This is a genomic window from Streptomyces angustmyceticus (genome assembly GCF_040701845.1).
GTDB lineage: Bacteria > Actinomycetota > Actinomycetes > Streptomycetales > Streptomycetaceae > Streptomyces > Streptomyces angustmyceticus_A.
The window spans coordinates 719250-733248 of the sequence record NZ_JBFBHQ010000003.1; the positions used below are offsets into that span (position 1 = coordinate 719250).

16 protein-coding genes are annotated in these 13999 nt (G+C 68.5%); 4 read left to right on the forward strand and 12 right to left on the reverse strand.

Going from position 1 to position 13999, the window contains the following annotated elements; translation table 11 throughout:
* Positions 1–3 precede the first annotated feature (3 nt).
* The 9 genes from AB0411_RS10570 to AB0411_RS10610 form a co-directional block, all read right to left on the reverse strand.
* Positions 4–471 carry a nuclear transport factor 2 family protein gene (locus tag AB0411_RS10570; protein ID WP_366416851.1) on the reverse strand — a complete coding sequence of 156 codons (468 nt, stop codon included), beginning with the start codon at positions 469–471 and terminating at the stop codon, positions 4–6.
* Positions 468–1163 carry an SDR family NAD(P)-dependent oxidoreductase gene (locus AB0411_RS10575; protein ID WP_366416852.1) on the reverse strand — a complete coding sequence of 232 codons (696 nt, stop codon included), beginning with the start codon at positions 1161–1163 and terminating at the stop codon, positions 468–470. Before AB0411_RS10575 ends, AB0411_RS10570 begins: the two co-directional genes overlap by 4 nt.
* A gap of 24 nt (positions 1164–1187) precedes the next feature.
* Positions 1188–1496 (reverse strand): muconolactone Delta-isomerase, encoded by a 309-nt coding sequence (locus AB0411_RS10580; protein WP_366416853.1) that lies wholly within the window; start codon positions 1494–1496, stop codon positions 1188–1190.
* Between the two features lie 50 nt (positions 1497–1546).
* Positions 1547–2581, reverse strand: a complete 1035-nt coding sequence (locus AB0411_RS10585; protein ID WP_366416854.1) for an ankyrin repeat domain-containing protein — start codon at positions 2579–2581, stop codon at positions 1547–1549.
* On the reverse strand, positions 2581–3027 hold the full coding sequence (locus AB0411_RS10590) for a nuclear transport factor 2 family protein (protein WP_366416855.1): 447 nt from the start codon (positions 3025–3027) through the stop codon (positions 2581–2583). Before AB0411_RS10590 ends, AB0411_RS10585 begins: the two co-directional genes overlap by 1 nt.
* Positions 3028–3123: 96 nt before the next feature.
* Positions 3124–3591, reverse strand: a complete 468-nt coding sequence (locus AB0411_RS10595; RefSeq protein WP_366416856.1) for a nuclear transport factor 2 family protein — start codon at positions 3589–3591, stop codon at positions 3124–3126.
* Between the two features lie 14 nt (positions 3592–3605).
* Positions 3606–4733, reverse strand: a complete 1128-nt coding sequence (locus AB0411_RS10600) for a low temperature requirement protein A (RefSeq protein WP_366416857.1) — start codon at positions 4731–4733, stop codon at positions 3606–3608.
* 174 nt (positions 4734–4907) lie between these two features.
* A complete protein-coding gene (gene glgA / locus AB0411_RS10605; RefSeq protein ID WP_366416858.1) occupies positions 4908–6158 on the reverse strand; it encodes a glycogen synthase in 1251 nt (416 codons plus the stop codon).
* 314 nt (positions 6159–6472) lie between these two features.
* Positions 6473–6886, reverse strand: a complete 414-nt coding sequence (locus tag AB0411_RS10610) for a hypothetical protein (RefSeq protein WP_366416859.1) — start codon at positions 6884–6886, stop codon at positions 6473–6475.
* 403 nt (positions 6887–7289) lie between these two features.
* Between AB0411_RS10610 and AB0411_RS10615 the strand changes: the two genes are divergently transcribed.
* Positions 7290–8660, forward strand: coding sequence for a helix-turn-helix domain-containing protein (locus AB0411_RS10615; RefSeq protein ID WP_366416860.1), 1371 nt, complete (start codon positions 7290–7292; stop codon positions 8658–8660).
* Between the two features lie 66 nt (positions 8661–8726).
* On the opposite strand, the gene AB0411_RS10620 is transcribed toward AB0411_RS10615, so the two are convergent.
* From AB0411_RS10620 to AB0411_RS10630, 3 genes are all read right to left on the reverse strand, one after another.
* Entirely contained in the window at positions 8727–9278 is a 552-nt protein-coding gene (locus tag AB0411_RS10620; RefSeq protein ID WP_366416861.1) for a cupin domain-containing protein, read from the reverse strand.
* 159 nt (positions 9279–9437) lie between these two features.
* Complete coding sequence (locus AB0411_RS10625; protein WP_366416862.1) at positions 9438–10424, reverse strand: TIGR03619 family F420-dependent LLM class oxidoreductase; 987 nt, start codon at positions 10422–10424, stop codon at positions 9438–9440.
* A 5-nt stretch (positions 10425–10429) separates the two neighbouring features.
* Positions 10430–10888: a nuclear transport factor 2 family protein gene (locus AB0411_RS10630; RefSeq protein WP_366416863.1), complete on the reverse strand. Its 459-nt coding sequence runs from the start codon at positions 10886–10888 to the stop codon at positions 10430–10432.
* Positions 10889–11057: 169 nt separating this feature from the next.
* Between AB0411_RS10630 and AB0411_RS10635 the strand changes: the two genes are divergently transcribed.
* The 3 genes from AB0411_RS10635 to AB0411_RS10645 all read left to right on the forward strand — a co-directional run bounded on the left by AB0411_RS10635 (position 11058) and on the right by AB0411_RS10645 (position 13874).
* Positions 11058–11966, forward strand: a complete 909-nt coding sequence (locus AB0411_RS10635; RefSeq protein WP_366416864.1) for an alpha/beta hydrolase — start codon at positions 11058–11060, stop codon at positions 11964–11966.
* Positions 11963–13456 carry an MFS transporter gene (locus AB0411_RS10640; RefSeq protein ID WP_366416865.1) on the forward strand — a complete coding sequence of 498 codons (1494 nt, stop codon included), beginning with the start codon at positions 11963–11965 and terminating at the stop codon, positions 13454–13456. Before AB0411_RS10635 ends, AB0411_RS10640 begins: the two co-directional genes overlap by 4 nt.
* Positions 13457–13577: 121 nt before the next feature.
* Positions 13578–13874 (forward strand): muconolactone Delta-isomerase family protein, encoded by a 297-nt coding sequence (locus AB0411_RS10645; protein WP_366416866.1) that lies wholly within the window; start codon positions 13578–13580, stop codon positions 13872–13874.
* Positions 13875–13999 lie beyond the last annotated feature (125 nt).

The window sequence follows — 13999 nt, forward strand, 5'->3', positions numbered from 1 at the left end:
AGGTCAGGCGTAGCGCAGGGTGATCCGGATGATCGCGTCGTGCTCGACGGTGAACGCGTAGCGGGCGCGGAAGCCGGCCATGAATCCCTTGGGGTCGAAGCGCAGCAGTACCGTGGGTCCGGTGGGGCCGGCAGTGGTGCGCAGGACGGTGAGCCTGCCGCCGATGACCTCGTCGCGGGCCCAGTCCCTGATCGCCGCGCGGCCGCGGAAGCTGCGTCCGGTGTCGTTGATGGTGGCCTGCGGTGCGAAGACCGATACCAGGGCGTTCACGTCCTGGGAGTCGACGGCGTCGACGTAGCCGCGCACGGCCGGTTCCAGCGCGGCCAGGGCGCTGGGTTCGTGTTCGTCGCGGGTGTCGCGGACGGTTTCCCTTGCCGCGGCGCGCACGTAGTCGTCGGCCGCGACCGCCACGGCGAAGGAGGCGAGCACGGCGACGGCCACCACGGCGGCAGCGACGCGGGCCGCGGTCACCAGTCGATCTTTCTGCGGTTACGGAAGAACGCCCCGGTGGGCCCGGAGTCCGGCAGGCGGGCCAGCCAGGTCACCGTGTCGGCGCCCTCCTCGACGCTGGTCGGCGCCCCCCGGCCCCCCATGTCGGTACGGACCCAGCCGGGGCAGACCGCGTTGACCTTGACGGACTGCGGCACCGCGGCGGACACCACCAGGGTCAGCGCGTTGAGCGCGGCCTTGGAGATGCCGTAGGCCGCCGGGGACGGCACGTTCTCGGTGAGGGCGCCGAGCCCGGAGGAGACGTTCACCACCCGGCCGTAGCCGCGCTGCGCCATACCGGGGCAGAACGTCCGGCAGGTGTGGAACGCTCCCATGAGGTTCACGTCCAGGGCTCGGCGCATCACGTCCTCGTCGAGCGAGAAGAACGAGACCGTCGGATAGATTCCGGCGTTGTTGACCAGGACATCGACTTCGACCTGGTCGTCGGCCAGCCGCTCCGCGCATGCCGCCACGCTCTTGGCATCGGTGACATCCAGCTCCTCCACCCGGATGCGCGGGCTGTTGAGGCCACGCGCGGCCGCCCGGCCGCGCGCGAGATCACGTGCGGCCAGCACGACGTCGAGGCCGGCCAGATCCAGCCGGCGGACGGTTTCCAGACCGATGCCGCGGTTGGCGCCCGTGACGAGGGCGGTGCGGTTGCGTTCCCGGTTCACGTTCTCGAACTCCTCGCCGGCATGTCAGACCTTGTAGCGCTGCTTGACGTCCTCGGCGAAGCCGAGGTAGTCGCGCAGCGGCCAGACCTTCTCGAACTCCAGGTACTCCCGCATGGGGAGCCGGCCGAGCGCGGTGCGGTCGAGCTCCTCGGCATCCGGCGAGTCGATGATGGCGATGACGCGCTTTTGCGCAGCCACCTTCCAAATGCCGACGCAGAAGCCGGAGTCCACCGTTTCCTGTGCGTGGACGGCTTCGTCCTGCTCGAGCTCCCACAGCTCGTCGAGGGTGATGCGTCCCTCGTGCTTCCACTTCATCTGGACGTAGAACAGCATGATTCAACTCCGCGGGTGTGAACGGCTGTTGGGCGGCGGGCAGCGGGCGGTCAGCGGGAGCTGCGGGCGCGGATCAGCTCGGTGAGCGCGTGGTCGGCACCGAAGACCTCGACGGCAAGGTCGAGCGGCGTCTTGCCGTCGTGGCCGAGGAGGTCGAGCCGGGCACCTGACTCGACGAGTGTGCGTGCGCAGTCCTCGTAGCCGTGCCACAGGGCGTCGTGCAGCGGGCTGTAGCCGTTGGTCGCGCCCTGGAAGTCGAGGTCGATACCGTCCCGGCGGACCAGCTCGGCGGTGATGCCGGCATGGCCGTTGTAGACGGCCTTGTGGAGCGGCACGGCACCGAAGGTGGGCTCGACGGCGTTCACGTCCGCACCTGCCGCGAGCAGCAGGCGCACGATCTCCTCGTGGCCGTCGCGGCAGGCCACGAGGAGCGGGGTGTGACTGTCGTTGAAGCCGCTCAGGTTGGGGGAGCGCGCGTCGACCGGGGCACCGGCGGCGAGCAGCTTGCGCACCCGTTCGGTGTCGCCCTCCGCGGTCGCCGCCATCAGCTCCTGGTCGGCCACCGCGCGCTCGTCCTGGGCCCGGCGGGCGTTGAGGTGCTCCTCGGCCTTGAGCAGCCTGTCCTTGCCGAAGGTGTTGACGTTCAGCTCGTAGGCGAAGTGCTGCTCCAGCGAGAAGCCGTAGTGCGTGTAGACCTGGAGCGCGGTGCCCTGTGCCAGCAGGTACTCGGCGATGTCCGGGTACTTGTACCAGAGCGCGTCCATCAGGGCGGTGTGCCCGGTGGTGGGGGCCACCGCGTCCACGAAGGCGCCGGCTTCGACGAGAGCCTTCACCACCGCGAGGCTGCCGCCCTGGCAGGCCTTGTGCAGCGCGGTCGCGCCGGCCCGGGTGTCGGCGGTCAGGACATCGGCACCGCCTTCGATCAGGGCACGGACGGTGGGCGCGTCCGCCTGCCCCGCCGCGATCATCAGGACGGTGAGCCCGGTGGCGGACTCGCGGTGGCCCGCGTCGGCGCCGGCGGCGAGCAGCTCGGTGACCCGTGCGGTGTCCCGGCCGCGTACTGCGGCGATCAGCTCGGCACTCATCAGGCGGCCTCCTGCCCCGCGGTGTCGCCCCGCAGGGCCCGGATGATCTGCGACGGGTCCGTGTAGGACTTCCAGCGCGCGATCTTGCCGTCGCGCACCGTCAGCCACTGGATGAACTCGATCTCGAACTCGACGCCGGTGCCCCGCACGGTGGACATCTCGTGAATGACCCCCGCCGCCTGGTCGCCTTCGACGACCAGGTTCACCAGCTTCTCGAAGCGGACGTCCACGGCGCCGGTGAAGATCTTCAGGGTCTCGAGGACAGCGTCACGGCCGCGATAGCTGCCGATCCACTTCATGTCGTCGTTGTAGCCGGGCACCGGCGTGTAGTTGATCCACTCGACGTCCTCGGCGAGCGTGTCGAGGGCGGTTTCGAAATCGCCCGATGTCAGTGCGTCGAACCACCGCTGAACGACTTTCTTGGTTTCTTCCGTGGCGTTGCTCATGAACTCTCCTATAAATGGAAGGAATCCCAGGGGAATCCTGAATCAGGTGCTCGGAAGCCAGCAAGAAATGGGTGGTTGACTTTCTGAGATTGCCGCTCAGGAATCGGTGGTCTGCGCCTGTGCGGCGCGGGCGAACAGATGCTGGTTGCCGTCGGCCCAGGTGGCCGTCATCACGATGCTGTTGATCCGCCAGCCGCTGCCGGTGCGCTCCAGGCCGATGCGGTAGGTACCGCCGAGCGTCCACAGCGGGCCGCCGTGGTCGTTGGGCATGCGGTGCGTCGCCTGGAACATCGCGGTGGTGACCGCGGTGTCGCCCTGCACGTCGACGAGGAAGTTGCTGAGCAGGTGCTGGGTGGCGGCAAAGCTGCCGAGCAGGCCCGACCAGGAGGCGACCAGGTCCTTGCTCGGTACAAGGCCCGGTTCGCCGCCGTTGAGGCTGGTGTAGTCGAGCGAGATCTCGTCGCTGAAGACATCCCCCAGCGCGTCCCACTCGCGCTGGTCGATGTACCAGGCCATGCGGGTGCAGGTCTCGATGATGTCGAGGCGGTCGGCCACAGAACTCATGGAGTTTTCTTCCTTCAGTGATAGAGGTGTGCCATCTTCTTGGTCCAGCGATGGTCGCTGAGCAGGGCGGCGCCGATAAGGGCACCGAGCAGTACGACTTCGGCCACCGCTGTTCCGGAATGTCCCACCGGAATTGCCATGACGGCGAGCAGCGCGGCGGTGAAGTGGAAACGCTGTGGACCGATCTTCAGAATTCCGTGGAACCAGGCGATGCCGGCGAGATACAGCGTGACCCCGCTCGCCAGCGCGATGGACGGGGCCATGGCCAGTGGTTCGTAGGGGTGCACGATGGTCTTTTTGACGGCCGCCGCGATCAGGATCAGTCCGAGCAGCATCGGTACGTGGGCGTAGAAGAACGCGGCGAGGGCCAGCCGCGAGCGCTGGACCGTATCCTGCCGCTCCAGGGCGAGTTCGGCCCGCCGGGCCTTCTCGGACTCATCGAAGTACACCCACCACAGACAGGCCGGGATGACGAAGATGAGGACCGCAGTGGTCACGACCGAGGGCCCCGCCTGGCCGCCGTTGGTGCCGATGCCGAGCGCCAGGAACGAGTCTCCGAGCGCGATGATCATGAGCAGTCCGTGCCGCTCCACGAAGTGGCCCGGTTTCAGCTCGAAGCCCGACACGCCCGTCACCATCGGCGCGATGACCTCCAGTGCGACGGCTCCGGCCCACAGCGCGTACACGGCCCATCCGCTGAGGAAGCCGGCGCCGATGATGAGGAGGGCGCCCAGCATGTGGAACGGGGCGATCCGCAGCATGTTGCGGGCCGCTCCCGGGCCGCCGAACGCGAAGAGCGCGGCATGCACGGAGACGATCAGCAGGTATCCGACGCCGAACGCGACGCCGTTCCCGTGGAAGGCGTTGGGGGTGGCCAGGCCGATGACCAGAAAGGAGGCCATGCCGAGCAGCAGCAGGATCCGGTGATGCCTGCGGTGAGGCGGAAGGTGGTTGGTGAGCCACGCGTATCCTCCGTACATCCACCACAGGAGCCAGAAAATCAGGAGTACTTGAACGACTCCTCGCAGCGTCATGTCCCGGCTGAGCACCCGGGCGAGTTGCGTGAAGTTGAAGACGAATGCGAGATCGAAGAACAATTCCAGGGTCGTGACCCGGGCTTCGCTCTTCGGAAGGGCATCCACGGACCGCGCAGCAGAATCCGCGGATTCCGGTGTCCCGTCCTCGAACAGGATGTTTCCGTGCGTGGACCTCGAATGCTCCGGGACGCCTTCTGCATCGTGCGCGGAAGTCATTTGAGACATGTCCGCGACGGTAGCGGCGGCAGCGGTGGTCCGGTCAACGGGATCAAACAGACATCATGAAGTCAGGGCGCGGGGCCCGAGCGGTCCGCGCCCCGACACGGAGCCGTAGACGGCGTACGCCCGCTCCGCCGCCACGTCCCAGCCGAATTCCTTGTGCGCCCGGGCGAGCCCGGCCGCGCCGAGCCGGGCGGCGTGCTCCGGATCGGCGAGGAGCTGGTTCACCGCGGCCGCGAGGTCGGAAGCGAAGCGCTGGGGGTCCAGGGGTGTGCCGCTGCCGTCCTGCTCCTGTTCGACGGGCACCAGAAGTCCCGTCTCTCCGTCCGTCACGACCTCCGGGATGCCGCCTGTCGCGGTGGCCACGACTGCCGTGCCGCAGGCCATGGCCTCCAGGTTCACGATGCCCATCGGCTCGTAGAGGGACGGGCAGACGAAGACGGAGGCGTGGGTGAGGAACTGCAGGAGGGAGGCCCGGTCGAGCATCCCGTCGATACGGACGACTCCGTCCCGCACGCGGCGCAGCTCGTCGACCAGTGCCGCGGTCTCGGCTCCGATCTCGACCGTGTCGGGTTGCCCGCAGCACAGCACGAGTTGGGCGCGCGGGTCCAAGTCGAAAGCCGCGCGCAGCAGTTGTGAGAGCCCCTTCTGCCGGGTGACGCGCCCGACGAACAGGACGATGGGCCGATCGGGGTCCAACCCGTGACGCTCCAGGGCCGCGGTGCCGTGGTCGGGACGGTACGCCCGGGTGTCGATGCCGTTGTGGACCACGTGCACCCGCTCCGGATCCACGTCGGGATAGACGCGGAGGATGTCTTGGCGCATGGCGTGCGACACGGCGATCAGCGCGTCGGCGCTCTCCAGTGCCGAACGCTCCACCAGGGACGACAGTGCGTAGCCTCCGCCCAGCTGTTCGGCCTTCCACGGGCGCAGCGGTTCGAGGCTGTGGATGGTGGCGACGTGGGGGATGCCGTACAGCACCTGCGCCAGCCGGCCCGCCGCGTTGGCGTACCAGGTGTGACTGTGGACCAGGTCCGCTCGCGCGCATGCCGCGGCCATCTCGACGTTCACCCCGAGCGTACGAAGGGCGGGGTTCTGCTCTCCCGCCAGCACGGGTTCCGCATACGCGGTGACGTGCCGAGCGTCGCGCGGCGAACCGAAACAGCGCACGTGCAGATCGACGAGCGCGCGCAGCTTCTCGGCGAGTTCAGCGACATGGACACCGGCCCCTCCGTATATCTCCGGAGGGAATTCCTTGGTGAGCAGATCGACGCGAATGCGGGACGAAGGAGCGGGCTGCTGCACATGCATGGCGACTTCCTGAGGTCCGTGGAGGTTGACGGGATTCCTGCACCGGCCGATGCCCCGCCTGGTCGCGGAGCAGGGCCGGTTGGGGGCTGATCCGGCCGTTCTTCTCACCGCCGAAGCACGCGCAGTGCGGCACTCAACGGCGTACGCGCACGACAGGGTGGTGCTGCCCACCCACGGGGCGCGGAGCGAACTGCAGGGGACCGTGCCCGTGGCAGGGGTGCGTGCGGGACGGTGGGCCACGGGCGGCCCCGCCCCGACCGGCCGGGGGCGAACCCCCAGGACTGCCGGCGCGGTGCCTCCGTCTCCTGGCGCCTCTAGACGGAGGAAGGCGACATGATCACCGGCCAGCCCCGTTCCTGAGCAAGCCTGCCGCTTTCTGCGCTGCAGGCGATGACGCGTGGGTTGCCGACGACGCTGAGCAAACCTGTCCCGGCACACAGGTCCCCGTAGCCGAAGCAGCTCACCGGGTCGATGCACAGGCGGGTCATGGCTTCGACGACCGTCGTGCACTTGTCCATGGCGTACGTGGCGGACGCGGGGAGCCGGAGGAGCGTCCCCTCGGCGGACAGCGTCTCCGGTAACTGCTGCAGAGCATCTATGACCAGGACGACGAGGTCACCCTTTGCCCGGTGGCTTTCCAGCGCATCCCGAAGGGCCACATCCTCGTTCGGCGGGCGTTCTGGATGGGCGAGGTCGAAGAAGGCTGCACGCCGCATCGATCGGAACATGCCCCACTCCTGTCTCGAACCCGCATGCTGGTGCCACCAGCCCAAAGCTTCATGCGGTACTTGCCGATTCACCGTCACGCCGACACCGGGCGAGGAGCACTGCCGTCACCCGGCGCGACCATAGCCAAGTTCGAAGGAAGCCCGTGAGAAGGGACTTTGTACATCCTGAAGTCGGCGGTGCCTTCGGCTGTGAAGGGGCCATGACCGTGCTCGGTGCTCGTCCCCCGGTCGAGGCCCGCGCCTGGGCGTCTGTTGTCGAATGTGCGGCCCGTCCGCTCCCCTTCTGGCGCTGCAGAGCAGATCTTGTGACTTCTTTCCTCGGCAATAGCGGCCGTTGTCAAATATCCTGTAAATTTTCCAGGGCCCCACTGAAGGCCCACCGGTAGGACCCCGAGGAGATACTGTGGACAGCACCGCCGAAGACGGTGAAGGCACCGGCCGACGGCTATGGGAACTCCGCCGTGCTCGTGGTCTCAAGCAGCAGGATCTCGCCAGTGACGACGTCTCGGTGAGCTACATCTCGCTGATCGAGTCGGGCAAGCGAACTCCCTCGGCAGCTGTGGTGGCTCTCCTGGCCGAGCGCCTCGGATGCACCACCAGCTATTTGCTCACGGGCCAGGACGCCGCACGAACGCGCGAGTTGGAGCTCAAGGCGGCGTTCGCCGACCTTTCGTTGCACAACGGCGCGAACGAGGAGGCGTTGCAGGCCTTCAGTGAGGTCCTCGCCTCCGCGCCTGTCCTGCCCGACGCCACTGTGCGCCGAGCGCGCCTGGGGCAAGCGCTGGCCCTGGAGCACCTCGGACGGCTGGAGGCCGCGGTCCAGGCCTTCACGATGCTGTACGAAAGCCCCGAGTGCATCGCCGGCTCCGCGGAATGGAGCCAGGTGGCCACGGCACTCTGCCGCTGCCACCAGGCCCTCGGCGACCAGGTCCTCAGCGTCGAGATCGGGGAGGGGGCACTGCGCCGGCTGGACCAGCTCGGCCTCGAAGCCACGGACGACCACATTCAGCTCGGGGCAGTGCTGGTCGGCTGCTATCGCAGCCGCGGCGACCTCGCCAAGGCTCGCCTCGTGGCCGATCGCCTGACCAGGATCGCCGAAGATCACGGAGGCCGGGCCGCACAGCGGGAGTCCTACTGGAACGCTGCTCTCGTCGCACAGGCCCAGGGCCAGATCGAGGAAGCTCTGGCCCTGGCCGAACGCGCACGCGCGCTGCTGGTCGAGGACGACCACGTGCGCCACCGCGCTCTGCTCTCCGGTGTCTACGGGACGCTGCTGCTCTGCTCCGATCCCGGTGACCCGGAAAGGGCCCGTCAGCTGCTCGAAGAGTCGCACGCCCACCTGGTGGAAGTCGGTACGGCAGCCGAACAGGCGTCAGCGGAGAGCAGCCTGGCGATGGCGTGCCTGCGGCTGCACCAGGCGGCCGAGGCCCAGCAACACGCCTCCAGGGCGCTGGGGCTGTTGCGCAACGAGCCGTGCCGGGAGTCGGTCGAGGCTCGTGCAGTGCTGGCTCATGCCCAGTTCAGCGCGGGGGACAGCCGCAGGGCACAGGAGACTCTCCGTGCCGCGGTCACGCAGCTTCGCCAACTCCCCCCGGCGCGCTCGTCGGCCGCCGTGTGGCGCCGGATCGCGGACATCTGGCAGCAGTACGGGTACATCGCCGAGTCGACCGCCGCCTACCAGCAGGCCCTGAACGATGCGGGACTGCCCGGCGTGCCCGCCTCCACCGGCCAGGTCGATGTCGTCGGCGCGTTCCAGCCGGCCGCCCCGGCGTGACGTGGCCGGGCATCTGGAAGGCTCCGGCTCCACCAATGATCCCGAGCCGTCGTTCCCCGTGCCTGGTCAGTGAGCCTGCCCGGTGAGGGTGTCGTGAGCGCCGACGAAGACACTGGCCATGACGGCCGGTTCGGCGCTCCGGTTGAACCAGGCGTGCCGGTTGCCGCGGAGGACGACACAGCTGCCGGGCGTCAGCCGGGTCTCGGAGCCGTCCTCCAGCTGGAGCCAGAGCTCGCCCTCGAGGACGATCGACATGTCCACGGTGTCCGTTGCATGGTGCCCCTTCTCGTCCGGGGCCAGAGCGGTGAGCAGTCCGGGAAAGACCTGTTCCACCTCGGCGGAGAGCGCGTCCGGATCACCTTCCGGGCCGCGCCCGGTCTCCGGGGGCCAGCGCAGTATCACGAAGCGAGTCCCGTGGTCCCCGGGGAAGTAGGGGGTGAAGTCCGCCTCGGCGCCGCCGTCGCCGATTGCTGGAGCATCGTTGCGCCCCCAGATCTGGTAGAACTCGACGCCGGGCAGCGCGCCCACCGTCACCGGGACGATCGGCCCGTTCGCCTCGACCACCGAGGTGCCGTCGGGCCGGCGCCCCGCGACGAGGCGCGATATCGCATCGATCATGGTGTCTCCAAGTCTTTTCGTGTGCGGAGGATCGAGACCTCTCGGAAGGCAAGGGCCCGGGTACGAGGGGCGACCGGCCTTCCAGGCCTCCCCGCCTGCGCTCGCGCCGCCGGCCGTACGACCGGCGGACCGGCGCTTGCCGCGTTCGCTCCCGCTCCCTCACGGTCCGGGCGGTGGGGCCTGCCCTGCGGCGGGTTGCGTCACCGGAGCGAGCTCGCCCAGTGCTTCCTCGACTCGGGAAAGCGAGTCGACAGGGTCTGCCTGCGGACCAACGATCTGCGGATCGAAGTTGAAGTCGAGGAAGACCTCGGTGGCTCCGGCTTCATGCATGTGCTCGATGTCGGAGCGAATCTGCGCGACCGAACCGTGGAAGAGGGTGCGCCCGGAGCCGTGTTCGGGGCCGAGGAAAACGGTGGCGCGCACGACGATGCGCAGGTCGTCGGGGGAACGGCCGGCGCGTTCGGCGGCCGCGCGGACCCCGGACGCGGCCTCGGACACCTCTGCCACGGTGACGAAACCTGGACTGACCCAGCCTTGGGCCAAGCGTCCCGCACGCGTCCAGGCCTTCTCGGTCGAGCCACCGAGCAGCAGGGGGAAGACCGGCTGGACCGGGCGGGGCCGGACCAGGGTGCGGGGCAGCTCGGTGAATTCGCCCTTGAATTCGGCCTGGTCCTGCTCCCACATCCGACGGAGCACCTCTACGTACTCCAGAGTGCGGGCGACGCGCCGCTCCATGGGGAGGCCGACGGCCCGGAACTCCTCCTCGGACCAGCCCTGAGCCAGCCCGGCATCGAGCCGTCCGTTCGACACCCGGTCGAGCTGAATGAGCTGCTTGGCCAGAACGGCAGGGGCGAAGAACGGCGCGTTGAGCACCGATATGCCCAGCCGGATCCGTTCGGTGCAGCCGGCCAGATATCCGAGGGTGATGAGCGGTTCCGCTACGCCGTAGTGGAAGGCCGGCTGGAAGTCCGACGACCATTCGGCATCGCTGCTCTGCATCGGGAAGAGCAGGCGGGTGAAGGTCCACAGGGACTGGTAGCCGAGTGCCTCGGCCTGCCGGGCGATCCGCACCTGGGTGGCGGGTGTCGCCCAGGCTCCGGACAGCGGGACCCCTACGCCAAGAGCACGGGTGGCGGTGACGGACATCCCGCTCACCCCTCGTCGGTGGTCGGAAACATGGCCCGACGTGCCTCGAGGGGCACCTGCTCCGCGAACCGGTAGGTGTCGTAGAGCTCCCGGAAGAGCTTGATCTTCCCGTCCACGACCCGGAACAGGCCGTGGTAGGCGTTCGTGTATTCCTGGCCGCCGGGCTGCACGATCCGGCCGGTGTACTCGACGAGTGCCCACTCGGGGTCGGCGAACGGCCACGTGGTGCTCACGGGGAGCTCGATCGAGAGAGCCGCGTTCACCACCCCCGTGTACAGGCTGCGCAGCGCCTCGGCGCCTTCCAGCCGGGTCGGGCTTCCCGGTGGGGCGAACGGCATCTCCATCACCACATCGTCCGCCAGGCAGGCGAACGCGGCTTCGAGCTGCCGACTGCCGATCCGGTCCAGGAAGTAGCTCCCCACGGACTGTGCGTCGCGCGGCTCAGCGAGTTGATTTCGCGTCATAATCGACTCCTTGTTCGGCGGTCGATCGAGAATGACTCTGCGATCTACAGGATGTCAACTAGGTTGTCACGTGCAATAAGTGACTTGATACTTGACAGGCAGTCAAACAATTTCGTTATGATGCAGCGTGGTTAGCATCGAGCGCCGGCAGGACCTGGAAGGGAGACTCATGAACCCCAACGGTGATGTGCGTGTCGAGGGGGTGGCACTCCCCAGTGAAGGGACCGAACTCGTCGGAGACCTCTACCGGCCGGCGTCGCAGCCGGCGGGGGACGCTTCCCCCGCAGTGGTCGTGGCCGGCTCGTGGACCACGGTCAAGGAACAGATGGCGGGCCGGTACGCCGCCGGGCTCGCCCAGCGAGGACTGACCGCGCTCGCCTTCGATTTCCGCGGATACGGGGGATCCAAGGGGGAGCCGCAGGACTTCGAATCGCCGGAGCGCAAGATCGCGGACATCATCAGCGCCGTCGACTACCTCAAGTCCCGCCCGGATGTGGACTCGTCGCGGATCGGCGCACTCGGCATCTGCGCCGGCTCCGGGTATGTTGCGGTCGCCGCCTCGCGGAATCCAGAGATCCGCTCCGTCGCCATGGTGGCTCCGTGGCTGCACGACCGCACGCTGGTCCAGGACATCTACGGTGGACCGGACGGCATTCGCGAGCGGATGGCGCAGGGCGAGGCGGCCCGGGAGAAGTACGAGTCGACGGGCGAGGTCGACTATGTCCCCGCGGCCAGCGACACCGACGCGCAAGCCGCGATGTACGGCCCGTTCGACTACTACCTGAACGCCGATCGAGGCGCCGTTCCGGAGTGGGGCAACCGCTTCGCCGTCATGAGCTGGCCGCAGTGGCTGACCTTCGACCCCATCGCGGTCGCCCCGCAGTGCACGGCCCCCACCTTCATGCTGCACAGTCCGGACGCCGCCGTTCCGGACGGGGCCCGTCGCTTCCATGACGCGCTGACGGCACCCAAGGAACTGCAATGGACGACGGGTGCCCAGTTTGATTTCTACGACCAGGAGTCGACCGTGGTGCCGGCACTGGACGCGGTAGGGGCCCACTTCGGAAGGACACTGTGAGCAGGCGGCCTGCCGCCGATTCGGCGCGTGGCGCTGCCCTCGGGGCAGCGGCGGTTGGTGATCGCCCGAGGTTAAGTCCCCATGCCACGGTTCTTGTGGCCTGTCTGGCGTTTTTCGTGATCACGCTGGACACGACGGTGGTGAACGTTGCGCTGCCGAGCATCGGCGCGCAATGGGACGGCCAGGTCTCCGCGCTGCAGTGGGTGGTGACGGCGTACACCCTGCTCTTCGCGGCGCTGCTGCTGTCGGCTGGCGCGATCTCGGACCGGATCGGCGCGAGCCGCGCCTTCACTATCGGCCTGTCCGTCTTCACGCTGATGTCCGCGCTGTGCGGGCTTGCGCCCAGCCTCGACGTGCTTGTCGTCGCGCGGGCCATCCAGGGTGCGGGGGCGGCGGTGATGATGCCGGCCTCGCTCGCTCTGGTCCGCCAGGCCTACGACGAACCGGCCCATCGCGCCCGCGGGATCGCATGGTGGACGGCGGGCGGCGGCGCGGCGGTCGCCGCGGGTCCGGTCGTGGGTGGAGCGCTGACGACCGGACTCGGCTGGCGCTGGATCTTCTTCATCAACATTCCCGTGGGCATCGTCGCCCTCATCGGCATGCTCCGCGCTCCCCGGTCTCCGCGCGGGCAGGCTCCGATGGACCCGGCGGGCCAGGTGACGGCCGTCCTTGCCCTGGCGGCTCTGGTGTTCGCAGTGATCAACGGCGGCTCCGACGGCTGGACGTCCCCGGCCACCCTCGCCGGTTTCGTGGTCGCGGTCATTGCCGCAGCCGCGTTCCTGCTGGTCGAGTCCCGCCAGAGCAATCCGGCGGTGCCGCTGACCATGTTCCGCCACCCTTCGGTGGCCGTGTGCACCAGCGCGGGCCTGGCCCTGAACCTCGGCTACTACGGCCTGGTCTTCGTCTTCACCATCTTCTTCCAGGAACACCGCGGCGCCTCGGCCCTGGTGGCAGGCCTGATGTTCATCCCGATGACGGCCTTCACCACCCTGGTCAACCTCTTGGCCGGCAAACTCACCAACCGCCACGGTCCGCGTTTCCCGCTGATCCTCGGCCAGGTCATCCAGACGCTGGGCATCCTGGGCTTGCTGTTCGTCTCCCAGGACACCCCCACTCCGCTGCTCTTGGCGTTGCTCGTCCCGCTGGGTATCGGCGGAGGCCTGGCGATCCCGCCTCTGACGACGGCGATGCTGGAGTCGGTCCCGCACGAAAGGGCGGGTCTGGCATCCGGAGTCCTCAGCGCGGCCCGCCAGTTCGGCGGCGCCATCGGCGTAGCCCTGCTGGGCGCACTGATCGCCGACTCGGCCCACTTCATGACGGGCATGCGCATCAGCCTGATCATCGGGGCCGCGGTTCTGGTGGCCACGACGCTGGGCGTGGTCCGCTTCCTGCCGGCCGGCCATCAGCACGTGGACTCTTCGGCGCCCGGGCCGAGAAAAACCGAGGCCGATGCGGTCTCCGCTCATCCCGATGGACCGCGGCCTCAGTGACGAGCAGGCCTGCGAGCCGCCGACCCCCCTCGCGGTCCCGGACCGGCGCTCAAGATTTCCGGCCTGCTCGGTGCCGTCCGGCCGCACGGCACAGCGACCCACTCATTCAAGGAGGATTTCCATGGATTTCATGATCCAACTCGACGGTTCCCGCGTCTACGAGCTGCCGGCCGAAGAACGCGATGAGGTCATCAAGCGCGAGCATGCACACGCGCATGAGCTCATGGCCTCAGGCGTGCTCAAGCACATCTGGCGGCTGCCCGGTCAGCGCGGCAATGTCGGTATCTGGTCGGCCGCCGACGCGGACGCGCTGGAAGCGGTGTTGTCCGCCCTGCCCATCCGGCCGCATGCGGACATCCAGGTGACGCCGTTGGCCACCCACCCCCTCACGCTGGAGCTGGCGGACGACCGCGGCTAGTTGTCCCGGGCCGCGCATCCGGTCACGGTACGCGGCGCCTCATCCGGGAGCGTTGTCGGCGCCCTTCGTCCAGGCGAAGGGCGCCGGCCGTTTCAGGGGCCGTGGTCAGCAGGGTTCGGGTGGTG

Excerpts from the sequence above, each read along its gene's own strand:
- AB0411_RS10585 (WP_366416854.1), bottom strand. The coding sequence starts at position 2,581 with ATGAGTGCCGAGCTGATCGCCGCAGTACGCGGCCGGGACACCGCACGG.
- AB0411_RS10590 (WP_366416855.1), bottom strand. The coding sequence starts at position 3,027 with ATGAGCAACGCCACGGAAGAAACCAAGAAAGTCGTTCAGCGGTGGTTC.
- AB0411_RS10610 (WP_366416859.1), bottom strand. The coding sequence starts at position 6,886 with ATGTTCCGATCGATGCGGCGTGCAGCCTTCTTCGACCTCGCCCATCCA.
- AB0411_RS10625 (WP_366416862.1), bottom strand. The coding sequence starts at position 10,424 with ATGTCCGTCACCGCCACCCGTGCTCTTGGCGTAGGGGTCCCGCTGTCC.
- AB0411_RS10635 (WP_366416864.1), top strand. The coding sequence starts at position 11,058 with ATGAACCCCAACGGTGATGTGCGTGTCGAGGGGGTGGCACTCCCCAGT.
- AB0411_RS10645 (WP_366416866.1), top strand. The coding sequence starts at position 13,578 with ATGGATTTCATGATCCAACTCGACGGTTCCCGCGTCTACGAGCTGCCG.
- AB0411_RS10580 (WP_366416853.1), bottom strand. The coding sequence starts at position 1,496 with ATGCTGTTCTACGTCCAGATGAAGTGGAAGCACGAGGGACGCATCACC.
- AB0411_RS10595 (WP_366416856.1), bottom strand. The coding sequence starts at position 3,591 with ATGAGTTCTGTGGCCGACCGCCTCGACATCATCGAGACCTGCACCCGC.
- AB0411_RS10620 (WP_366416861.1), bottom strand. The coding sequence starts at position 9,278 with ATGATCGATGCGATATCGCGCCTCGTCGCGGGGCGCCGGCCCGACGGC.
- AB0411_RS10630 (WP_366416863.1), bottom strand. The coding sequence starts at position 10,888 with ATGACGCGAAATCAACTCGCTGAGCCGCGCGACGCACAGTCCGTGGGG.
- glgA (WP_366416858.1), bottom strand. The coding sequence starts at position 6,158 with ATGCATGTGCAGCAGCCCGCTCCTTCGTCCCGCATTCGCGTCGATCTG.